The sequence below is a fragment of the Mycobacterium sp. NTMscope_MAC_12 genome (assembly GCF_976985675.1).
Window position 1 is genome coordinate 2,649,026 of record NZ_CDRJYY010000001.1, and the last position, 22,350, is coordinate 2,671,375.

General features: G+C 65.8%; 18 protein-coding genes and 1 other annotated feature (1 of these 19 running past the window's edge). Of the genes, 13 read left to right on the top strand and 5 right to left on the bottom strand.

Annotation, left to right across the window (positions count from 1 at the left end; genetic code table 11):
- Both AC0KS4_RS12105 and AC0KS4_RS12110 read right to left on the bottom strand, forming a co-directional pair.
- A protein-coding gene (locus AC0KS4_RS12105; protein ID WP_238955956.1) for a non-ribosomal peptide synthase/polyketide synthase crosses the window boundary here: on the bottom strand, positions 1-8,030 show its 5' portion. Its footprint begins 23,275 nt before the window's first position; the window shows 8,030 of its 31,305 coding nt (coding positions 1-8,030); the start codon lies at positions 8,028-8,030; its stop codon lies off the left edge, out of view.
- A gap of 18 nt (positions 8,031-8,048) precedes the next feature.
- Positions 8,049-8,270 (bottom strand): MbtH family protein, encoded by a 222-nt coding sequence (locus tag AC0KS4_RS12110; protein ID WP_225328532.1) that lies wholly within the window; start codon positions 8,268-8,270, stop codon positions 8,049-8,051.
- Between the two features lie 1,031 nt (positions 8,271-9,301).
- On the opposite strand from AC0KS4_RS12110, the gene AC0KS4_RS12115 reads away from it, so the two are divergent.
- Positions 9,302-10,093, top strand: coding sequence for a GAP family protein (locus AC0KS4_RS12115; RefSeq protein ID WP_238955957.1), 792 nt, complete (start codon positions 9,302-9,304; stop codon positions 10,091-10,093).
- Between the two features lie 30 nt (positions 10,094-10,123).
- Here AC0KS4_RS12115 and AC0KS4_RS12120 read toward each other — a convergent pair whose 3' ends face one another.
- Complete coding sequence (locus AC0KS4_RS12120; RefSeq protein ID WP_238955958.1) at positions 10,124-10,870, bottom strand: ANTAR domain-containing protein; 747 nt, start codon at positions 10,868-10,870, stop codon at positions 10,124-10,126.
- A gap of 139 nt (positions 10,871-11,009) precedes the next feature.
- Between AC0KS4_RS12120 and AC0KS4_RS12125 the strand changes: the two genes are divergently transcribed.
- The 4 genes from AC0KS4_RS12125 to AC0KS4_RS12140 all read left to right on the top strand — a co-directional run bounded on the left by AC0KS4_RS12125 (position 11,010) and on the right by AC0KS4_RS12140 (position 13,249).
- Positions 11,010-11,801: a transglutaminase-like domain-containing protein gene (locus AC0KS4_RS12125; RefSeq protein WP_225328529.1), complete on the top strand. Its 792-nt coding sequence runs from the start codon at positions 11,010-11,012 to the stop codon at positions 11,799-11,801.
- A gap of 247 nt (positions 11,802-12,048) precedes the next feature.
- Positions 12,049-12,516, top strand: coding sequence for a DUF5994 family protein (locus AC0KS4_RS12130; RefSeq protein WP_225328528.1), 468 nt, complete (start codon positions 12,049-12,051; stop codon positions 12,514-12,516).
- Positions 12,517-12,750: 234 nt separating this feature from the next.
- Positions 12,751-12,885, top strand: a complete 135-nt coding sequence (locus AC0KS4_RS12135; RefSeq protein WP_255641019.1) for a hypothetical protein — start codon at positions 12,751-12,753, stop codon at positions 12,883-12,885.
- A 160-nt stretch (positions 12,886-13,045) separates the two neighbouring features.
- Positions 13,046-13,249: a cold-shock protein gene (locus AC0KS4_RS12140; RefSeq protein ID WP_225328527.1), complete on the top strand. Its 204-nt coding sequence runs from the start codon at positions 13,046-13,048 to the stop codon at positions 13,247-13,249.
- 151 nt (positions 13,250-13,400) lie between these two features.
- Here the strand turns inward: AC0KS4_RS12140 and AC0KS4_RS12145 are convergent, their stop codons facing one another.
- Complete coding sequence (locus AC0KS4_RS12145; protein ID WP_238955959.1) at positions 13,401-14,639, bottom strand: fatty acid desaturase family protein; 1,239 nt, start codon at positions 14,637-14,639, stop codon at positions 13,401-13,403.
- 427 nt (positions 14,640-15,066) lie between these two features.
- Between AC0KS4_RS12145 and AC0KS4_RS12150 the strand changes: the two genes are divergently transcribed.
- From AC0KS4_RS12150 to AC0KS4_RS12160, 3 genes are all read left to right on the top strand, one after another.
- A complete protein-coding gene (locus AC0KS4_RS12150; protein WP_238955960.1) occupies positions 15,067-16,623 on the top strand; it encodes a succinic semialdehyde dehydrogenase in 1,557 nt (518 codons plus the stop codon).
- Between the two features lie 85 nt (positions 16,624-16,708).
- Positions 16,709-17,143 carry a DUF4383 domain-containing protein gene (locus tag AC0KS4_RS12155; protein ID WP_225328524.1) on the top strand — a complete coding sequence of 145 codons (435 nt, stop codon included), beginning with the start codon at positions 16,709-16,711 and terminating at the stop codon, positions 17,141-17,143.
- Between the two features lie 53 nt (positions 17,144-17,196).
- On the top strand, positions 17,197-17,331 hold the full coding sequence (locus AC0KS4_RS12160) for a hypothetical protein (protein WP_008257331.1): 135 nt from the start codon (positions 17,197-17,199) through the stop codon (positions 17,329-17,331).
- 21 nt (positions 17,332-17,352) lie between these two features.
- Here AC0KS4_RS12160 and AC0KS4_RS12165 read toward each other — a convergent pair whose 3' ends face one another.
- Positions 17,353-17,697: a hypothetical protein gene (locus AC0KS4_RS12165; protein ID WP_308193056.1), complete on the bottom strand. Its 345-nt coding sequence runs from the start codon at positions 17,695-17,697 to the stop codon at positions 17,353-17,355.
- 341 nt (positions 17,698-18,038) lie between these two features.
- Between AC0KS4_RS12165 and AC0KS4_RS12170 the strand changes: the two genes are divergently transcribed.
- From AC0KS4_RS12170 to AC0KS4_RS12190, 5 genes are all read left to right on the top strand, one after another.
- Complete coding sequence (locus AC0KS4_RS12170; RefSeq protein WP_023869322.1) at positions 18,039-18,308, top strand: type II toxin-antitoxin system TacA family antitoxin; 270 nt, start codon at positions 18,039-18,041, stop codon at positions 18,306-18,308.
- 3 nt (positions 18,309-18,311) lie between these two features.
- On the top strand, positions 18,312-18,824 hold the full coding sequence (locus tag AC0KS4_RS12175) for a GNAT family N-acetyltransferase (protein ID WP_238955962.1): 513 nt from the start codon (positions 18,312-18,314) through the stop codon (positions 18,822-18,824).
- 118 nt (positions 18,825-18,942) lie between these two features.
- Positions 18,943-20,682 (top strand): TOTE conflict system archaeo-eukaryotic primase domain-containing protein, encoded by a 1,740-nt coding sequence (locus AC0KS4_RS12180; protein WP_472408513.1) that lies wholly within the window; start codon positions 18,943-18,945, stop codon positions 20,680-20,682.
- Positions 20,642-21,145, top strand: coding sequence for a hypothetical protein (locus AC0KS4_RS12185; protein ID WP_238957290.1), 504 nt, complete (start codon positions 20,642-20,644; stop codon positions 21,143-21,145). Before AC0KS4_RS12180 ends, AC0KS4_RS12185 begins: the two co-directional genes overlap by 41 nt.
- Positions 21,030-22,210 (top strand): IS3 family transposase gene (locus AC0KS4_RS12190; RefSeq protein ID WP_425326349.1). Its coding sequence is split into 2 segments (ribosomal slippage): positions 21,030-21,254 and positions 21,257-22,210, totalling 1,179 coding nucleotides; the frame shifts between segments, so codons are not numbered across the junction. Before AC0KS4_RS12185 ends, AC0KS4_RS12190 begins: the two co-directional genes overlap by 116 nt.
- Positions 21,245-21,362 (top strand) — a sequence feature (AL1L pseudoknot). It overlaps the preceding gene by 118 nt.
- Positions 22,211-22,350 lie beyond the last annotated feature (140 nt).

A 22,350-nucleotide genomic window follows, 5' to 3' on the forward strand; every position in this document is an offset into this window, starting at 1 on the left:
ACCGCCGCGGGTGCCTTGTGGATGGCGACGTCGTAGCGGTGCTGGTTCAGTTCGTTGTCGGCCATTCCCCGTTTGACGCGGATGTCGATCCCGACGGCCTCCGGCCGGGAGTCGGCCCAGGAGGTGAAAAACTCCGGCGCCAAGAGCAATTCGGTCTCGCCGAGCATGGCGTGGCGCACGCGCTGGCGGATTTCGGCCGCGTCGGTGGCGTCGCCGCGCGCCAGCGCGATCGCGGTCTGGAACGCCCCCTGCAGGGTGTGGTTACGGATGTCACCGATGAAGATCGCACCGCCGGGGGCCAACAGCGCCATGGCCTTGTCGATGACCTGGGCCAGGTATCCCGCGTTCGGGAAGTACTGGACGACCGAGTTGAGAATGATGGTGTCGAAGTGGCCGCGCGGCAGGCCGTCGGTGACGTGCGCGGGCTGGGTGCGCAGCTCGACGCGGTCGCGCCACGGCAGCCGCAGCTGCTCCATCGACCGGGCCAGGTTGTCGATCGCGACGGCCGAGAAGTCGGTGGCGACATAGCGATCGCAGCGCCGGGCGATCTGGGAGAGCAGCAATCCCGAGCCCGCGCCGATCTCGAGGACCCGGCGCGGCTGCAGGGACATGATGCGATCGACTGTGGCGGAACGCCATTCGGCCATCTCTTCGAGCGGAATCGGATCGCCGGTGTAGCTGCTGTTCCAGCCGCGGAAATCCTCGCCGAAGTTGGCCGCGAGGTCGGCGCCATACAGGTCGTCGTAGAGGTGCTGCCACTCCTGGACATCGTCGGCGTCCTGCTGGGCGTCCCGGTCGGTGGTGGCGGTGTGATCGAGCGTCACGTAGGCGACCAGCTGCGAGCCGGTTGCGGTGTCCGCAACGGTGACGGCGGCCTGGGTCACTTGGGGGCAGGCCAGCAGGGTGTTCTCGATTTCGCCCAATTCGATGCGCTGTCCGCGCAGTTTGATCTGGCTGTCGGCGCGGCCCAGATAGTCCAGGGTCCCGTCGGGCATCCAGCGCACCAGGTCGCCGGTGCGATACATGCGCTCCCCCACACCCCCAAAGGGGTTCGCGACGAACCGTTCCGCGGTCAACTCCACCCGGCCCAGATAGCCGTGCCCCAGGGCCGGCCCACTCAGGTACAGCTCGCCCACCACGCCGACCGGGACGGGGTTCAGCCACGCGTCGAGCACACGCGCGCACACGCCGGAAATGGGGGCGCCGATGCGCACCGGCTCGCCCGCCGACAGCCGCGCACAGGTGACCCAGATGGTGGTCTCGCTCGGGCCGTAGCCGTTGAACATCTGGCGGCCCGGCGCCCAGGCGTCCACCAGCTCGGGCAGGCAGGCCTCCCCGACGGCGACCAGCGTGTCCAGGCGAGAAAGCCGGGCGCGGTCCAGCGTCGAGATGACGGTGGGCGTCAGGATGGCCGCGCTGACCCGCTGGTGGTCCAGCAGCGCGGTCAGCGCCTCACCCGCATATACCTGCGGCGGCGCCACCACCAGCGCAGCGCCGGATCCCGCGGCCAGCAACAGTTCTCCGACCGAGGCGTCGAAGGTCGGCGAGGCGACCATCAGCACCCGCGCGTCCGAACCCAGGCCGAACCGCTCGCGTTGGGCGGCGGCCCAGCCCAGCAGGCCGCTGTGCCCGACGGCGACGCCCTTGGGGACGCCGGTCGAACCCGACGTGAAAATCAGGTATGCGGTGTCGCCGGCGCGCAGCGGCGAGACCCGGTCGGCGTCGGTGATCTCCTGCGCCGAGCGACCGGACAGGTCGAGGCCGTCGAGACGCACGATCGGGCGCGTCCCGGCGCCGGCGACGTCGTCGGTGCCGCACGTCAACACGCACACCGCGTCGACGGCGTCGAGCACCGAAGCGATCCGCTCGACCGGATGGTCCAGATCCACCGGCGCGTAGATGCCGCCGGCCTTGACGACGGCCCACCAGGCGACCACCAGCTCCGCGCAGCGGTCGATCGCCACACCGACGGCGCGCTCCGGGCCCACGCCGGCGTCGATCAGCATGCGCGCCAACCGCGTTGACCACTCGTCGAGTTCGCGATACGAGAGCTCCCGCGCGCCGTCGACCACCGCGGGCGCGTCGGGGGCCGCCGCCACCGCCGCGGCCAGCAGCTGTGGCGCCACCCCCACCGGCGCGCCGACACCGGCACCGGACATCGTCGACAGCACCAGTTCACGCTCGTCGCCGTCCAGCAGGTCGACCGACGACAGCCGCCGGGTGGCGTCGGCGGTCATCGCGACCAGCACCCGCTGCAGGCGCTCGACGAGCGACGCGATGCCGGCCGCGTCGAACACGTCGGCGTCGAATTCGATGTGCAGGCCGAGCTCGCGGCCGGGCAGGGCTTCCACCGTCAGCGGGTAGTGGTTGTACTCGCGGTTGGTGAATTCTGCGATGGCGAGCCCGTCATCACCCAGCGTCATCCCGCTGTCCATCGGGTAGTTCTCGTAGACGAACAGCGTGTCGAAGAGTTGGTCGTGACCGGTGACGCGGTGGATCTCGCTGAGCGCCAGGTGCTGGTGTTCGAGCGCGTCGTTGTGGCTGTTCTGCAGCTGCGCCAGCAGATCCGCGGTGGTGGTCGTCGCGGTGATGTTCGCGCGCACCGGCACGGTGTTGATCAGCAGCCCGACCATCGACTCCGCGTCATCGACCTCCAGCTGGCCGACCCGCGATCGCGGGGTGCCGAAGACGACGTCGTGCTGACCGGTCAGCGAGGTCAGCACCAACGCCCACGCGGCCTGCAGCACGGTGCTCAGCGTGGTGTGGTGCGAGCGCGCCAACTCGGCAAGGGCCCGGGTGGTCTGCGCGGGCACGCGTGACTTCTCGAAGCCGCGGCGGCCCTGACCCAACCGGTCCTCGGGCGCGACCAGGGTGGGAGTTTCGAAGCCGGACAACAACTCTCCCCACGCCGCGCGGGAGGCGTCGAGGTCCCGATCGGCCAGCCAGGTGAGGAAGGCGCGGTAGGAGCCGGCCGCCGGCAGGCGCTGCCCGTAGTAGCCGGCGAAGATTTCGCGCAGCAGGATGGGCAGCGACCAGCCGTCGAGCAGGATGTGGTGATTGGTCAGCACGAACCGGAAGCGGCGGTCCGCGGCGCGGATCAGCGCGGCCCGGAACGCCGGCTGCCCGGCGAGGTCGCACACCGCCGCCCGTTCGGCAGCGCAGAGCTGCTCGATCCGCTCGTCGGTGTCGCCGGTGCCGTCGAGTTCGAGGTACCGCCACTCGATCACGGGATCGGCCGGGATGACCTGCACCGGCTCGTCGAACTGTTCGCAGAACAGGGCCGCCAGGTGGGGGTGGCGGTTGACGACGGCGTGCACCGCGTCGCGCAGGCGATCGGGGTCGAGCGGTCCGGTGAGGGTGAAATCCAGTTGGACGGCATACATGTCGTCGCCGCCCCGCGCGGTGCTGGAGTGGAACAGCAGCCCCTGTTGCAGCGGGGTCAACGGCAAGATGTCGGAGATGTGGTGCTGCCGCTCCAGCTCGTCGATCTGCTGCTGGCTCAGCCGGGCCGGGGCGATGTCCGACGGGGTCAGCCCGCCGCCACCGGAGCGGACGTGCGCGCAGACTCCGGACAGCGCCTCGAACCACAGCCGGCTCAACCGGGTGATCTGCGTGGCGTCGAGAACCGATGGCGCCCAAGTCCATTCGGCGTGCAGGTGCGGGCCGGCCCCGGTGTCGATGGTGCCGGCGTTGAGTTCGACGGTGTGCATCAGCGGCATGGGCACCGCGGCGGCGGCGCCGATCAACGACAGGCCGTCCTGGCTGATGCGCCAGCCCTCGCCCACCGAATCCGGCGCTGCGCCTTGACGTCCCAGGTAGTTGAACGCGATCGACGGGTCGGGCCCCGCGAGGTCGACGTCGGTGTTGAGGTACCGCAGCAGCCCAAAGGTCAGCGGCTCCGGCAGCGCGCGCAGCTGCTCCTTGGCGTGTTTGATGACCGGGCCCAGCGCCGTGTCGCCGGAAACCACCTGCGCCCAGCGCAACCCGGCCACCGGCCCCGCCACTTCCAGAGACACCGGATACTTGGTGGTGAACCACCCGACGGTGCGGGACAGATCGGTGTCGGCGCCGAGTTCCTCGTGGCGCCCGTGAGCCTCGACATCGATGCCGATCGGGGCGCCGGTGTCACCCAGGAATTCCGCCCACGCCAGCCCGAAGGCGATCAACAGGATGTCCTGGATCCCGGCGTGGAAAGCGGTCGGCACCTCGCCGAGCAGCATCCCGGTCGTCTCGGCGTCCAACTCGACCGACAAACGCCCGGCGCTGGCGTACGTGTCCACGTCGGGGCGGGCCGCGGGCAGCGCGGCGGGCGTCTCCGTCACCTTCTTCCAGGCGTTGAGCTGGCTGACCACGTCGGGGTGGCGCGCGTGCTCGTTCAGCAGTGTGGCCCAGCGGGCGAACGACGTCCCGGCCGGCGGCAGCTCCACCGGCTGGCCGGCGCGGTGCAGCGCCCACGCAATGTTGAGGTCTTCCAACAGGATCCACCACGACACCGCGTCGACGGCCAGGTGGTGGATGATCACCGTCAACTGGCCGGTGGCCTCGACCCACAACGCGCTGAGCATCGCGCCGGTGGACGGGTTCAACCGCGAACGGGCCTGCAGCAACGCCTCATCGGACACCGCGTCGACCGACCGCAGGCAGTCCTCGGCCCGCACGGCCCCCGGTTCCGGGATGTGGAACGCCCAGCCGCCGGCGTCGTCGCGATCGACGCGCAGCCGCAGCATGGCGTGCCGATCCACCAAGGCCTGCAACACGATTGAGACGTCGGCCGCGGTCACCCCCGCGGGGGCCTGCACCATCACGGTCTGGTTGAACTCGTCGACCGGGCCGGCCTTCTCCGCGCCCTGCAGCCACCGCATGATCGGGGTGGCCAGCACCGGCCCGACGCCCTCGTCGATCACCTCCGCCGCCCCGTCGCTCACCCCGGCCACCCGGGCCAGCCGGGCCACGGTCTGTTCGACGAACACGTCTCGGGGTCGGCACGTCAGGCCCGCCGCGCGCGCCCGCGCCACCACCTGCAGCGACAAGATGCTGTCGCCGCCCAGCTCGAAGAAGGACTCGTCGACGCCGACGCGCTGCACCCCGAGCACCTCGGCGTAGATGCCGGCCAGGATCTCCTCGACCGCGGTGGCCGGGGCGCGGTACTCGCCCGTCGTGTATGCGGGCATCGGCAGCGCGCGGGTGTCGAGTTTGCCGTTGGGCGTCAGCGGGAGCGCGTCGAGCACGACCACGGCCGCGGGCACCATGTAGCCGGGGAGCCGTTCGGCCAGCGCGGTGCGCGCCTCGGCCGGGTCGGCGATCCCGGTGACGTAACCGACCAGGCGTTTGTCGCCCGGGCGGTCCTCGCGGGCGATCACCACGGCCTGGTCGACGCCGTCGAGCGCGGCGAGAGCGGCCTGGATTTCGCCGAGCTCGATGCGATATCCGCGGATCTTGACCTGTTCGTCGGCGCGGCCGAAGTACTGCAGTTGGCCTGCACCGGATCCCGAGACGCCCCAGCACGCCAGGTCGCCGGTGCGGTACATGCGCGCACCCGCCTCACCGAAGGGGCACGCCACGAACCGTGACGCCGTCAGCCCGGTCCGGCCGACATATCCTCCGGTCACCCCGTCGCCCGCGACATACAACTCACCGACGACGCCGGGCGGCACCGGGCGCAGCCAGCCGTCGAGGACGAACAACGCCGCCCCGGGCACCGGGGAACCGATCGGCGGGGTCCCGGATCCCTTCGTCAGGGGGGCGCTGATCGCCACGCACATCGTCGTCTCGGTCGGGCCGTAGGCGTTGACCATCACCCGCCCCGGCGCCCAGCGGTCCACCACCTCGGGCGGGCAGGCCTCCCCCACCACCACCAGCGACGCCCCCGAAAGCCCCTCCGGCGAGAGCATCGCCACGGCCGACGGGGTCTGGGTCAACACGCTGACGTCTTCGTCGGCCAGCACGTCGTGCAACTCTTCGGGCGAACGCGCGACGTCTTCGGGGACCACGACCAGCCGCCCGCCGCGCAGCAGCGCGCCGAAGATCTCCCACACCGAGACGTCGAACGCGTACGAGTGGCACTGCGACCACACCCCCGACGGCGGCAGGCCGGCGTCCAGGGAACCCAGCAGCTGTGTCACGTTGCGATGAGTCACCGCAACGCCTTTGGGGACCCCGGTGGTGCCCGAGGTGTAGATCAGGTAGGCGACATGGTCCGGCCCGGGTGCCGGCAACGCCTCGACGGGCTGGGCGTCGATGCGGGAATCGTTGACGTCGATGACCGTCACGTCGTGACCGTCGAGGCGGTCGGCCAGATCGACGGTGCTCAGCGCGGCAACCGGTTTGGCGTCGCCGAGCATGAACCCGATCCGCGACTCGGGCGACGAAGGATCGATCGGCAGATAGGCCGCCCCGGTTTTGAGCACCGCCAGGATCGACGCGACGGCCTCGGGAGAGCGCGAAAACATCAGCGCCACAGTCTGCCCCGGGCCCGCGCCCAGGCCGGTCAACAAATGCGCCAGCCGGTTGGACGCCTCGTCGAGTTCCCGGTAGGTCACCGGCCGGCCCTCGCACACCACCGCCACGGCCTCGGGCGCCCGGGTTACCTGGACGGCGAACAGCTCCGGCACCGATCCCGGCGCGGTTGGTGGCCGGCTCAAAACCCCGCTGTTACCAAGCTCTTCCAGGCGGGCGCGCTCCGCGGCCCGGAGCACATCCAACGCCGACAGGCGCCGGTCCGGATCGGCGACCATGGTCGCCAGCACACGCTGCAGCCGCTCGGTCAGATCCGCGACGTCGAAATTCGAGAACGGTTGCCCGATACCGACCGTGCTCAGGAACTGCTGGTCGCCGAATCCGAGGAAGAACAGGCCGAAGTGACCTACCGGCCCGAAGCTGGTGTAGGTCGCGGTCGCCGGGACGCCGTTGAGGCTGAGAGTGAGGCGGGCCGGGACGAAGTTGACGACCACCCGGTTGGGGGCCTGCCTCGGGCCGTTGAAGTCGCCTTCGCCGTCCAGAGTGCGTGTCGGGAATTGCTGATGCCGCAACGCCTCTCGAGACCGCTGGTCAACGTGCCGGCAAAAGTCGGCGAACGTGGTGGCCGGCGACGCCTTGAGCACCAGGGGCACCACGCCGGCGAGCATGCCGGGATGCGTCTTCGATTCCGGGTCCACTCGCCGGCTGACCGGAAAGTCGAGCACGACTTCGTCGGAACCGTCGGCGCACCAGCCGCGCACCAGAAGCGCGCAGGCCGCGGTGAGTACCGACGATCGACGGATGCCCAGCGTTTTGGACAACTCTTTGACCCTGCCGACCACGGACTGATCCAATTGCACTGGCGGAGAGGGTGAATACGGGTCACGCCCGTCATCGACCGGGGGCGCCGGATAAACGGCCCCGTTGCCCGCGGGGCGGTGTGCGGCCCAATAGTCCTGATCTTCACGGAATTTGGCGGACGCCTCGTAGTCCAGCTCGCCGCTCACGAGGTCGTGCAACGAGCCGAAGAAGGCGGGTGGAGCCGGTTTGCCGGCGGCCAGCGCGGAGTAGACGGCGGCGATCCGTCGGCCGATCAGCGCGATGCCCATGCCGTCGATGGCGATGTGATGGCACACCGAGAACCAGTAGTACTGGTCGGGACCCGTACGGAATAAAGCGAATTTGATCTTCGGGCCGGTCAGCGGCATCGGCGTCCGCTGGATCGATGATGCGGTCTCTCGGACTTCCCGCTCCGGATCCTGCGATTCGGTCAGGTCGTAGAAGACCAGATCGACATCGTCGTAGTCGACGGCCTTCTGGAAGACCTGGCCATCGGCCTCGAAGAAGGAGGCCCGCAGGCTTTCGGCCTCGTTGACCACGTGCCGCATGGCCTGATGCAACAGACCGGGGTCGATCGCCCCGTCGATACGGACCAGCACGCCCAGCTGCCACGCCGCATCGAAGTGGCCGGTCTGCTGTGCCAGCCAGATATCGAGCTGGCCTCGCGTCACCGGGAGTGCCCGGTCACCACCACGCGCCACTGAACCCCCCCAAGCTCTACCGAAGTCCTTCATATGACATCGGTCTAAACATCACAAACCGGCGCGGGTCGGCGTGTCGCGGAGGCTTTTCGCCCGGATATCGGGCCAGTGTTCATCGATGTAGTGCAGGCATGCGGCGCGGTCGGCTTCCCCAAAAACTACTCTCCAACCGGCGGGAACGGTAGTGAAAGTTGGCCAAAGGCTGTGCTGTTCTTCGTTATTGACTAGGACGAAAAAACTGCCGCCGTCGTCATCGAACGGATTGAGCTGCATTGGATGGACCCCCTAACACCGAAACGAAAACTCCAAAGCGCGCCAGGCCACACGAACGTCCGTGCAGCACTTAAGGATTAAGCCGTCAGGCTCGTTCAGTATCTCGACCGGCGGATGCGGTCGAACGCGGCGCCCGTGAGTTTGGACGCGGTGGCAACTGAGCCATGACGGCCATGGCAGACCCCCTACCCGGGGTGGCCCTACGACCGTCAATGTCGCCATTCACGCTCGCGGTGTACCCCGACCGCGCGGTTCGAAACATTTGAATTGCGTTCTTACGTAAGACATTAACAGCGGCCATTGTTGCACTCGTGTCTCGCTGTCCAGCAAAACAACGGTGAGCGCCGTTGCCGACGACATCGCCGCGACATGTGTGTCATAGGACCTCCTTTCACACACCCCTATCGAAAGTACTGGATTTGCCGGCGTGCAGACCCGGACATCGCTTACGCAATCGCAAAATATTTGCCTTCCGGCCCGTCGGTCCGCTCGACGCGACGGCGCACGCCGTGAAATATCCGATTATGCTGCCGCAAGTGCGTTCCCAATCACGCGCTCAGCAGCATATTCACGGCGCAAGCGTTCGGAGCATGACATCGATGCCCGGCCGACCGGACCGCTCGCCCCCACCGTGCAAAAACGTACGGACGCTTGCTAAGCCGATACCGACGGCATGACGATCGACATGGCGCGACCTTGCTTCGCCGTAGCTGTCGTGAGCCGGTTTGCCGCGGCGTTGGTTCAACGAGAGGTGCTCTGCGTTTCGTGGTTGGCGAAGCGCACCCGCCGCTGGCTACATCCGGGTCCCGATTCGCCGAGCCCTGACGGCCGGCGGGACCGGACAACCCGCGCGCGGGCTGCTTGTGATTGATCTCACGGCCGCCCGCCGGCTTCGCCGAATCCGTTGACCAAGATCAACATTGAGCACGCACAGCCGGTTCATAGCTTGGGCGGACGGCGGCCTCGGGGAGCCGGGCCGGGATCGTCCCGTCGGCGTTTAAGCGTCGACGGGCGCGGGTAGAGCTGCGGCCATGTGGGGGTCAGTGCTGGGCTTGGGAATCCTGGCTGCGCTCAACCCGGTTCGTCTCGGGCTCGCCCTCCTGATGATCTCGCGGCCACGGCCGGGACCGAGCCTGCTCGCCTACTGGGTCGGCGGGTTGACGGTATGCGTGCCCGAGCTCGTGCTCCCCCTGATGCTGCTGAACTTCACCCCCTTGTTCGGCCACGTTGCGCATGGTTCGTCTTCTCCTTCCACGGGGGCGACCCTCGGGAAAGTTCAAATCGGCCTCGGCGTGATCGGGCTGTCGATTGCGGCGGCGATGACGGTGCGCTTCGTGACGCGCGAGCGGACGGCGCAACTCTCCCCGGACGACCGATCGTCGGCACCGTCGTCGGCCTCGGGGGCCCCCATCGCCATGCCGCGGCTGCTGACCCGCGTACAAGACGTCTCGAGCGACGACGGCTCTCCCTTTCGGCGCCTGCTCGGCCGCATCCACGACGCATGGGAGAGCGGGTCGTCGTGGGTCGCGTGGGTGATCGGCCTGATCTCGGTGCCGGTCGACGGCGTCCTCTTCATTGTCGCGATCATCGCGGCGTCGGGCGCGTCGCTCACCGCGCAGATCGGCGCCTCCGTCGCGTTCATCGCCCTGATGTACGCCGTCGTCGAGGTGATCCTCGTGGGCTATGTGGCGACGCCGGCAAAGACCCAATCCCTGCTGCGGGTGCTGCACGACTGGGTGCGCACCTATCACCGCCAGATCCTGGTCATCCTCTTCACGGTGGTCGGGGTGTCACAGCTGGCCCAGGGCCTGCACATCGTCTGAGCCACGAGTGCGTCGGGCCGCGCCGACGGCTCAGCCCGAACGCGGCGGGCGTTTCGTCTGGACCAGCTTGCGAGCGATCGGCTCGACCCGGGTGTTCGTCTCCTGCGACAGCCGGGTCAACAGGTCGAACGCGCGTTCGGCGTCGATATTGAATCGTTCCATCAGCACGCCCTTGGCCTGCCCGATCACGTCCCGGGTCTCGATCGCGCGCAGCAGTTGCTTGTTCTCGAGAGCCAGCGACTGCTGGCGTTGGAGGTGAAGGCGGGCTTCGACGGCGCTGACCGCCTCGAATGTGTGCAGCAGCTCGGCCGGATCCCAGGAGTCACCGTGCTCGACCTCGCGTGCCACCTCGGCAAGGAGCTGCCGGCTTTGGGAGACTTCCTTCACGGAGTGCACCACCCCCACCAGCTCGCCGTGGTCGAGCAGCGGCGAGTTGGTGGGGCTCCACACCTTGGGCAGGAATTCGTCGGGCGCGGCGGGGTCCGGAATGTCGTAGCGTTGCAGCCGCATCTTGTGGGTGTGACCGCTGCGCATCGCGATTTCCAGGGACGACGCAAGGTTCGACGTCCCATTCGCCTGCGGATCCTTGGGGTTGTCGGGGAATGCGTCAAACAGGTATTGCCCGGACAACTCGCCGTGTTCCCGCAGCGCCACGCGCTCGTAGCCTCGACTCGCCGCCCGGATCCGCAGGTCGCGATCAAGAAGCACGCAACAAACGCCCGAGACCCCTTGGACCATTTCTCGGGCTATCGCATCGAACTGATCTTGGTTGCGCACCGTTTATGCCACTACCCGTTTGTAGAAACACTCAACCGCCGACGATCGCCTCGCTGCCGACCGCCGCTGCGTCATCCGCGCCGGCGCCCGGCTGGCGATCTGGTCGGGTCGGGCGCACTATCTCGCTATGAGACGAGAAGTGGGCGCCGAGATTGAAGTCGAAATCACCGCGGCCACGACGCTGGAGTTCCAGATTGCCGTAGCGCCGCACCCGCATGCTGAGGTCTTCGAGTCGCTGCGCTTCGTCTTGAACGGAGAGCGAATCTGGCCCTTGGAGGTCAGCGGATTGCACGGCAACCGCATCCATAAATTCGACGCGCAGGTCGGCACGCTGCGCGTGGACTACGCAGCGACGATCGTGGGGCACACCGATCCGGCTCCGGTGACCGAATACGACCAGTCGATGTACCTGCGGCCGAGTCGTTACGCCGAGGCCGACAAGTTTTATGGTTTCGCCGCTACAGAATTCGGCAACGACCGCGATTCGACGGCCCTGCTGGAGCACGTCAGTTCCTGGGTGGGCACCAGACTCAACTATGTACCCGGCTCGAGCGATCCGATTGACGGGGCGGTGGACACCCTGCTCGCCGGCGAAGGTGTGTGCCGTGACTACGCGCATCTGGTCGTGGCACTCCTGCGAGCGGTGAGCGTGCCGGCCCGCTTGGTATCCGTCTACGCGCCGGGCGTGAATCCGATGGACTTCCACGCGGTCGCCGAAGCTTTCGTCGAGGGGCAATGGCGGGTGGTCGACGCGACGCTGCTGGCGCCACGACAGGCACTGGTGCGCATAGCCACCGGTCGCGACGCGGCCGACACGGCCTTCCTGGATAACCACAAAGGCGCGATCACGCTGGATCGGCTGGTGGTGAGCGCCCTGGTGGACGGCGAATTGCCCCGCGACTCGATCGACCAACTGGTTTCGATCCGCTGAGGTCAGCCGCAAACCGGAACTCCGGGCATCGTATTCACGCTGAAATCCGCTGTGCCACGGCATGTTTGCGCCACGGCGACGGTGAGAGCGCCTCGCGAGCCGGTGGCAATGACGATTCGCGCTCGCGTTCGGACACGACCGGAGTAGGGTAAGACCATCGGCGATACCTCGAACGTGACGATTCAAAGCCATGTCATCGTCGATTCGAATGATTGGCCCGCTTGGCGGCCAAGACGGGAGCGTCACTATGGCGCCGCATGACGACCACACCAATGCCGGGGGCCGGCACGCCCCGCCGCTACACACACCGCGCCTGCGCCTGAAACCGAAGTCGCCCCGCAGCGGGTATGTCGATGGAGCGTGGTGGCCGCACAGTGACGACCTGACGGCGGAGCTGCCAGATCTACTCGCAGTGCTATCGGTTCGGCTTGGTCCGGTGGGCCGTGTCATCTACAACCTCGCCGAATGGGCAACGGCACCAGCAAAATTGGCGTTCGGTCCGCAGACGGTACGGCTCGACGGGTACCACCGCCAGCCGGTCCACACCGTCGAGGTGCTCGGGCTCAATCGCCAGAGAATCACCCTCCTGGTGGTTTCACCGCACACTGACGAACACCATGCGCACGCCGTCATGATGACCGCGGCCGGCCCGAACAACAGCTTGACCGTCGCGAGCCTGATGATCAGCGGGGAAAAAGTCGGCGCCCGCGAGTAGACCATGTCGGCCACAGCACGCATCAGCGCCTGATTCGACTGAAACCTGATTTATCCTGATTTCGCGGTGCATTTTCGCCGGTTATGCATGTTGCGGGCGGCGCGACTTATTTTGATGTGGAAATTTAGGTCGGATTAGTTGGCGGCCGCTTTGGTGGCGGAGGCCCGGGCGCGCAGGAGGGGTGTACGCTCGGTTAAACCGGGACCTGCCAGGCCCCCAAATCAAAGGGCCGCGATGTCTGATAAATCTCCCCGGCAAACCATGGGCAAGAAATCGGGTAAATCCCTGAAAGAGAAACGCGCCGCGAAGCGCGGCAAGGCCGCCGAGATCTCGCAGGCGGAACCCCTGCTGGTCACCAAGAAGCGCTGAGGCGACGATCTTCCTCGATACCGCCCCGGCCATGCGTGATTGCATGCCACAGGGCCCCCGTATGCCCGGCAATTAACGCCCGCTATTTTGTCGCTGGATTGTGTTACGGTTGACCCGGATGTAGCTAAATACATCCGCTCCGAAAGAAAGCGAAGTTCGTATGACACAGGGAACTGTGAAATGGTTCAACAGCGAGAAGGGCTTCGGATTTATCGCCCCTGACGGCGGTGAAAAGGATGTATTTGTCCACCATTCTGAGATCCAGGAAAGCGGCTTCCGCACCCTCGAGGAGAATCAGCGCGTCCAGTTCGAGATCAGCCAGGGGCCTAAAGGCCCCCAGGCGGTGGGAGTGACCGCCGTCTAGCGGTGGAGCACGAAAACCCCTGGGGCTGACCGCTATTCACACGGCCCAGGGGCCGGGCGATGCTGTTTCTCGGCCCCGGGGTTCGTGCGTCCGTCGAGATACGCGGCGCGCCAATCCAAAAGCCGCCTGGTATTGCGGTCTGCTCGGCGCGCTAGGCGGTCCGGCCCCTCGGCTGGCCTCGTCTACTGCGGGTGAGCATCGCCGTCGCCAACCCGCGTCGCCTCACGTCATCGTCCGCGATTGCTACTTGCGGCCGGCCCGCGGCGTCACGAAATCTATGCTCGGATGCTGTCTCTGGCGCGTCGTCTGCGGTCGCGGACAAAAATCGGTCGGGCAGCGCCAGTTTGCAGATTGTGCGGACGGTGAGCAGGTACTGCCGGAGCAGCGGACCGGTGGTGTAGGGCAAGTCGTATGTGACGCACAGCGCGCGTACCCGTTGGGCGATCTCGGGGTAACGATTGCTCGGCAGATCGGGAAACAGATGGTGTTCGATTTGATAGCAGAGGTTTCCGCTCATGAACGCCAACGCCGGACCGGCTCGGAAGTTGGCGGTCCCGAGCATCTGCCGGAGATACCATTCGGGTTTCGTCTCGTTCTCCACAACCGATGGGGTGAACTTTTCCGCGCCGTCCGCGAAGTGACCGCAGACGATGACCGCGTACGCCCACACGTTGCGTAACCCGTTGGCCACCACGTTCGCGCCGAGTGTGCGGCGCCATCGCCGTCGGCCCAGCGCGGGAAAGAAGACATAATCCTTAGCGGCCTGGCGAGCCATCTTGCGGATCATCGCCCGTTTGTGGGCAGATCTACCGGCCTCTGTTGTCTCGCGATCCCGCACCGCGTACAGGCCATGCAGCGCGACGCCCCATTCGAATGCCAGCGCCAGCAACACCGCGCGCAACGGCTGCGCCAGGGCGCTCGGCTCCCACTCCTGATCACGCGTGACCCGCAGGACTCCGAATCCGAGGTCGTCGTCCATGCCCACGACGTTGGTGTACACGTGGTGCAGGTGGTTGTGAGAGGACTGCCAGTGCTTCGAGGGACCGACCATGTCCCATTCCCAGGTACTGGAATGGATTTCCGGATCGTTCATCCAATCCCACTGACCGTGGCTGATGTTGTGGCTGAGTTCCATGTTCTCGATGCACTTGGCCGCCGCGAGCGCTGCGGTTCCGACAGCCCATCCGGTCTTCTTTTTGCTGCCGATGAGGGTCAGTCTGGCCGCGACCTCCAGGCATCGCTGAAAGGCGATGGCGCGCCGGATGTAGTCACGGTCCTTGGCGCCGCGCGACCTTTCGACGTCGCAACGGATGGTGTCCAGCGCGGCCGCGAAGTTCTCGAGGTCTTCATCGCTCAGGTGGGCGTATTCAGGTACTTCGGTAATCGCCATGGAATCAGTGAGATTCGGGCTGAACGGAGGCATGCGGACAGGGCGGGTTTACGAACCGCGGCAAAGGGGGTCACGTCCGATCTTGTGGATGGTTTACGCGCGAGTGGCGAGGATCGACGCGAGGTCAGATAAGCGGCGAACTTCTCGATCTAGAAAACCGGCCCGCGGGTATGGGGCGGCACGGCGACGCGTCCGGTACCCACCGGTCCGGTGGACGGCCGTATCATATGTGTGAGAGCACCTGCCTGATCGGCTCGTGGGTTGGTCGATACCTGAGGCTACATGACTTCTCAGACCCTTCGGACTCACCAGCGTCTTCCTCACGGCGATAGCCGCTCAAAACAAGCCCACGGGCACCGGACACGCCTGACATCGCAGAGCCAATAGTCTGGTGTTTTGGACGCCTGCGCTTTTGAGAGGTGACGACATGCCCGCACCGTCAGCCGAGGTCTTCGACCGCCTGCGCCAGTTGGCCGCGATCAAGGACGCCACCGCACGCCAGACCAAGACGATCGACGAAGTCTTCACCGGCAAGCCGCTGACCACCATCCCCATCGGCACGGCCGAAGACGTCGAAGCCGCGTTCGGCGACGCGCGCGCGGCGCAGGCCGACTGGGCGAACCGCCCGGTCAGCGAGCGCATCGATGTCATCAGCCGGTATCGCGACCTGGTCGTCGAGAACCGCGAGTTCCTGATGGATCTGCTGCAGGCCGAGGCGGGCAAGGCCCGATGGGCGGCGCAGGAGGAGATCGTCGACCTGGTGGCGAACGCGAATTACTACGCGCGGGTCTCGGCGGACCTGCTGAAGCCGCGCACGGTGCAGGCGCTGCTCCCGGGAATCGGCAAGACCACGGTGGGTTATCAACCCAAGGGCGTGGTCGGGGTGATTTCGCCCTGGAACTACCCGATGACCCTGACGGCGTCGGACTCGGTGCCCGCGCTGCTGGCCGGTAACGCGGTGGTGCTCAAGCCCGACAGCCAGACCCCGTATTGCGCGCTCGCGTGCGCCGAACTGCTCTATGAGGCCGGCCTGCCGCGGGCGCTCTACGCGATCGTGCCCGGGCCGGGCTCGGTGGTCGGCACCGCGATCATCGACAACTGCGACTACCTGATGTTCACCGGCTCGACCGCCACCGGCAAGCAACTCGCGGAGCACGCGGGCCGCCGGCTGATCGGCTTCTCCGCCGAACTCGGGGGCAAGAACGCGATGATCGTCACGCGCGGCGCCAACCTCGACAAGGCCGCCAAGGCGGCCACCCGCGCGTGCTTCTCGAACGCGGGCCAGTTGTGCATCTCCATCGAGCGGATCTACGTCGAGAAGGACATCGCCGACGATTTCATCGGCAAGTTCGGCGCCGCGGTGCGCAACATGAAGCTGGGCTCCGCGTATGACTTCTCGATCGACATGGGAAGTCTGATCTCCGCGGGTCAGCTGGACACCGTGACGGACCATGTGGACGACGCGAAAGCCAAGGGCGCCAAGGTGCTTGCCGGCGGCAAGGCCCGACCGGACGTCGGGCCGCTGTTCTACGAGCCCACGGTGCTGACCGACGTCACGCCGGAGATGGAATGCGCGGCCAACGAGACGTTCGGGCCGGTCGTGTCGATCTATCCGGTGGCCGACGTGGATGAGGCCGTCGAGAAGGCCAACGCCACCGAGTACGGGCTGAACGCCAGCGTGTGGGCGGGCTCGTCCGCGGAAGGCCAGCAAATCGCCTCCCGGCTGCGGTCGGGGACCGTGAACGTCAACGAGGGTTATGCGTTCGCGTGGGGCAGCCTCGGCGCACCGATGGGCGGGATGGGCCAGTCCGGCGTCGGGCGCCGCCACGGTCCCGAGGGCCTGTTGAAGTACACCGAATCTCAGACGATCGCGACCGCACGCGTGTTCAATCTTGATCCGCCGCTTGGCATTCCGTCGACCCTCTGGCAGAAGTCGCTGCTGCCCATCGTGCGGACGGTGATGAAGATTCCCGGGCGGAACTGACGCTCGCCGATTCCAGCGCCCCATTGCCAGGCGCTACTACAGCACGTAGTATTCGGGCATCTTGCCGCGCACAAGGGGGTGCCATGTGAGGTGGAGTTTCGCCCAGGTCGGGCTGCTGATCATTTGCGTTTTCCACGTCATTCAGGCGGTGATCGGCTTCATCATGAATCCCAGCTTCGCGATCGGGCCCACCGCACCGACGGTCCAGCTGTTCGGAATGGACTACAACGGGTGGCACGCCGTCGCCGGCCTCGCCTTGTTCGCTCCCGGCCTGGTCTTCGCGATGCGCAAGTCGTGGTCGGTGTTGTATCTGCTGCTCGCCGCGATAGCCGGTGCGCTGCCGGGCATTTGGGCCTTCTTTTCCCATCGGGTCGCGTTCGTGTTCACGTTTCCCAACAACGTCACCGACGCGGTGGTGCACCTGGTAACCGCGGCGATCATGGTGGCGGTGGCGGGCGTGCAGATCCGGATGGACGGCGGGCTCAAGCGTTCGCTCGCCGACCTCCGGAAGGCACCGTAGGTCTTCAAATCGCGCCGTTGCGGGTAGTCCTTCGGTCGACGAAGGAGATTGCGATGGGCAAGCACTCGGAAAAAGATGACGACGAGCCTAAGGGCGGCCGCCCCGGCCCCGCGGACCACGGCCACGAAGGTGGCATGGCGACCCGCGAGAACGCGCCGGAACTCACCGAGCCGGACCGTGAGGACTGACGGGGTTGAGTTTGGCCGCTGCTACTTGGAGGGGTTTCGGCCTTCCTCGTAGCGGAAGGACGCCACCAAAGCCACGGCCAGCAGGAACAGCAACGGCACGAACACCATCGGATACGCGGCGACCGCGGCCATGGCGATGAGCGAGCCGGGCACCCCCAACGTCAACGCGGCCGTCGGATGCTTCTCGCCCAGGCTGACGATCCTCGCGGGCGCCGCAAGCGCGACCGCGGCCTGCTGATACCGATCCGGCCAATCCCCGTAGTACGAGCAGCGGGTCTCTAGCCCGCAGCCCACGCAGTTGCGCCCGTAGGAGTAGCGGGTTTTGAGGCCGCAGCCCATGCAGGTGTGGGTGATCATCCGGCCCATGCTCTCATCGCGGCCAGTGGCCGCCGCGGGCGAGGCGTTCGACGCGCCCGCCGCGCTCCCATTCGTAGACCTGTGTCGGGCTGACAGGATTTGAACCTGCAACCACTTGACCCCCAGGAAGTGGGGTAGCGCGTTTTCCGAGGTCGCCGGCGGTTTCCGCCGCCATCGCATCGAGCTTCAAGTTAATGGACGTGCAGGCCGTTCGGCATCGCGCATCGCGTGTGGTCCTTGGGTGGTCCCCAGTGCCGATCGCAGCCGTGGCTAGCCCTGTACGTACATCCGCCGTACAATCAGCTAGTCGACAGTGCAGGCAGAGATAGCTTGAGGGGAAGGATGTCGCTGTGGCAGTCAAAACGAAGCGCATCGAGCTTCGCGCGGAGCAAGCGACCTTGGACCGCATCCAGCGCGCCGCCAACCTTGTCCATGAGCAGACCTCGGAGTTCGTGCGGAAAGCTGCGATGCAACGGGCCGAAGACATCCTGCGCCAAGAGCTGGTAACGGCAATGGAGCCCGAACAGTTCGACAAACTGATGTCCTCGCTGGATGCTGCCGACGATGCGCCGCGGCTGGCGGCAGCAGCACGCAAACCAGCGGTCTTCACAAGGCGTTGAACAGTGTTCGAGTCCGCCCGACTCGCTGACGCCCACACGCTGGAAGGGTTCGACTGCGGTAAGGAGTCGCTGAATACCTGGCTCATCGCCCATGCCCGTCGCGCGGACAGCAGCGGGGTCGCGCACGTCTACGTGTGGACCCCGCTCGGCGAACCGAAAGTCAGTGCCTATTTCGCCATCTGCCCCACCGAAGTAGTACGCAACGACGACGGCGTCTCGGGATCCATGGCCGGTGGCTATTCCCGCGTACCCGGATACTTGATTGCCCGCCTGGCGATCGACACGTCGCTGCGGGGTCAGGGATATGGCGAGCAACTGCTTCTGGACGCACTGGGCAAAGCCGTCGCCGCATCGGAAATCGGCGGCGGCCGGCTCATCGTCGTTGATGCTATAGACGACGAGGCGCAATCCTTCTACGAGCACTACCATTTCGTCCCCGTCACGAACCGCGAGCGTCGTCTGGTCATGAAGGTATCCACAGCGGCGAAAGCGCTCGGGGAGCGCTGGCGGCAGTAGACCCTTCCGCCGAAGAGTATGCTGCACAAAGGAGTTGGCCGTTAGCGGTGTCGAGAGTTTCCCCGGTGAGTTAGACACGCTGCGTGCCGACAACGCGCGTTTGCGTCATCTCCTTCAATTGAGTGAGGAACAGGCACGCGCGGCCTCCAGTGACCAGGCGACGCTGACGGGTGCGCCGGCCTCACCGGTGACCATGGGCTCCAGCTCCGCTCATAAGGTGCGGTTCTTCTTCGATTTGTTCCGTTGTCGCACCGATGTTTACGCGCTGCGCTGGGAAAATCGTCGAGATGGCCGTTCAGGTTGGATGCCGGCGATCAAAGGATATTGGCGCAAGGGTATGAACCGGGCCGACGCGCCTTACCTACCACTGACCCCCGAGGTCGTTGATGCCCACCTGCGAGGCGAAACACATATCGGCCTATATCCACTCAGCGATGACGACACCTGCTGGTGGGTCGCGGCCGATTTCGATAAGGAAGCCGCGATGCTCGACGCGCTCGCGTACATGAAAGCGGCTCGGTCCTATGGTATTCCGGCTGCGCTGGAGGTATCACAATCCGGGCGCGGAGCTCACGTGTGGATCTTCTTTGCTCATGCGATCTCGGCGTCGGTCGCCCGCAGCATCGCGACAAGTCTGCTCAGTGAGGCATTTCGCCTGCGTGGCAGCATGCATCTGAGTAGTTATGACCGCTTGTTCCCGTCCCAGGACGTACACACCGGGCGAGGGGTGGGCAATCTGATTGCCGCACCCATGAACGGTAAGCGCCGTCAACACGGCACCACCGTCTTCCTCGATCCCGCTACCCTTGAGCCCTACGAGGATCAGTGGGCATACCTGTCAAGCATCGCCAGATTGTCCACCAAAGAAGTGATCGCGTTGGCGCGTCAACTTCCCGAGCCGCAGATCGGCCATCGCGTCCGGCGTTTGCAGCTGCCGACGTCGTCGCGGATCATCCCGCGGCCGGCGGCAATCGTGCGCGCCGAGTTCACTTCACGACTCACTTTGACTGCTAACGATCTTGGCCCAGCAATGATCTCGGCTATTAAACATGCCGCGTCGATTCGCAATCCGGAATTCGATGCCCGCCAACGTGCTCGCCGCAGCACTTGGGACACACCGCGGTTCCTCTACAGCTACGACGAAACCGCTGAAGGTGATCTCGTCCTGCCGCGCGGCCTCCATCCGCTGCTCACTGAACTCGTCGAATCGGCCGACAGCACGCTACGCATTGACGATAAACGCGTCGCCGGACAAAACCATAACTTCACCTGCGGTACGCCGTTGCGCACCGCGCAGACCAGCGCACTGCGCCAACTCCTCGAACAAGACACCAGCGTCCTTGTCGCACCACCGGGTACCGGCAAGACGGTGATAGCCTGCGCGGCAATCGAATCGCGGTCCACCTCCACTCTGGTCCTCGTCGATCGCAAAGCCCTGGCCGACCAATGGCGCGACCGGATCAGCAGCCACCTCAGTTTCAAGTGCGGTCAAATCGGCGGTGGGCGATCGAAAACCACAGGCATTCTTGATATCGCCTTACTGCCAACGCTTGCCCGCCGCGACAACGTCGAGGAAATCACCGCCAACTACGGATTCGTAATCGTGGACGAATGCCACCACGTCGCAGCGAACGCATTCTTCGGCGTCCTGAGCCGCATGGCCGCGCGGTACTGGCTCGGCCTGACCGCCACCCCGGAACGCCGCGACGGGCTCGAAGATGGCCGAAATCTATCGAGCTCTCGGCGCCGATCACGCACGACTCGACCAAATCGTGGCCGACGTCCTGACCGCCGCCGAAACCGGCGCCAACATCCTGGTGCTCACCACATGGGTCGAGCACCTCAACGCCATCACTGATCGACTACGTACCGCCGGAAAAACTGTCACCGTGCTCAGCGGCGGCATGAAGGCTCGCGAACGCCGCCAGATCGCCGACCAACTTGCCAACCACACGCCCGATTCGGATCCACTCCTCATCGTCGGCACCAGTTCGTTCATCGGGGAAGGCTTCGACTGCCGCGCTCTCGACACACTGTTCCTGGCCGCGCCAATCACCTTCAAGAATCGCCTGGTGCAATACATCGGTCGCGTCACCCTGAACTACCCCAGGTTTAGTTCCGATCCTTATAGGAGGATTGGAAGCTATGCCCCGTCAGTATTCGCCGGAGTTTCGGCAGCGTGCGTTGCGGTTGTTGGACACTGTGATGGAAGCCTCGGAAGTGTCGGAGTTCGAGGCCATAAAGTCTGTCGCCAGCAAACTCGATATTTCGGAGGAGTCGGTGCGTCGGTGGCGACGCAAGGCCCAAGTCGATGCTGGTGAACGGCCGGGCATGACCAGTTCTGAGCATGCCGAGATCCGTAAGCTCAAGCGCGAGAACGCTGAACTGCGCAGGGCTAACGAGATTTTGAAGTCAGCGTCTGCGTTTTTTGCCGCGGAGTTCGACCGCCCCGCGACGAAATGATCGCCTACATCGATGCTCATCGCGATCAGTTCGGGGTCGAGCTCATCTGCCGTGTGCTGCGGGCAGCTATCCCCGGATTCCTCACCTCGCGGGGTTATCGGGCCGCGCGGACCCGACCACCGTCGGACCGGGAGATCCGCGATGAGCAGCTGATCGCTGACCTTGAGGCGGTGCACCGGCAGAACTACTCGGTGTATGGGGTCAAGAAGATGCACGCGGCGATGACACGGCGTGGTTGGCAGCTGGGCCGTGAACAAACCCGCCGGTTGATGCGCAAGGCCGGGTTGCGCGGCGCCCAGCGGGGCAAGCCGGTGTTCACCACGATCAGCGACCCGGCCGCGATCCGGCCGGCCGATCTGGTCAACCGCCAATTCCGGGCCGCTGCACCGAACCGGCTATGGGTCGCCGACATCACGTTCGTGCGGACCTGGCAGGGGTTCTGTTACACCGCGTTCGTCACTGATGCGTGCACCAAGAAGATCGTTGGCTGGGCGGTCTCGGCCACGATGCGCACCGAAGACCTCCCGCTTCAAGCATTCAATCACGCTGTGTGGCAGTCGAATACCGATCTATCCGAGTTGGTTCATCATTCCGACCGCGGATCCCAGTACCTATCGCTGGCCTATACCGACCGGCTGGCTGAACTGGGGATCGCGCCCTCGGTCGGGTCGCGTGGCGATAGTTATGACAACGCCCTCGCTGAAGCGGTCAACGCCGCCTACAAGACCGAGCTCATCAACCGCGGCAAGCCCTGGCGGTGCATCGATGATGTCGAACTCTCGACCGCCGAATGGGTGGCCTGGTACAACCAGGAACGCCTGCACGAAGCCCTCGGCTACGTTCCACCCGCCGAGTACGAGGCCGCCCTCACCGGCACCTCACACCCTGCGAGCCAGCCGACCCCGGCCCTCGCAACCGAGTAGGAACTAAACCTGGGGTAGTTCACCCGTCCCTACCCCTCGAAGACCACCGCAACCGTGCACGACTACCACGACGAACTCACTCCCGTCATCGCCTCATCGCTAAAGAAACGAGCACCCGGCTACCTCAAGATGGGCTTCCC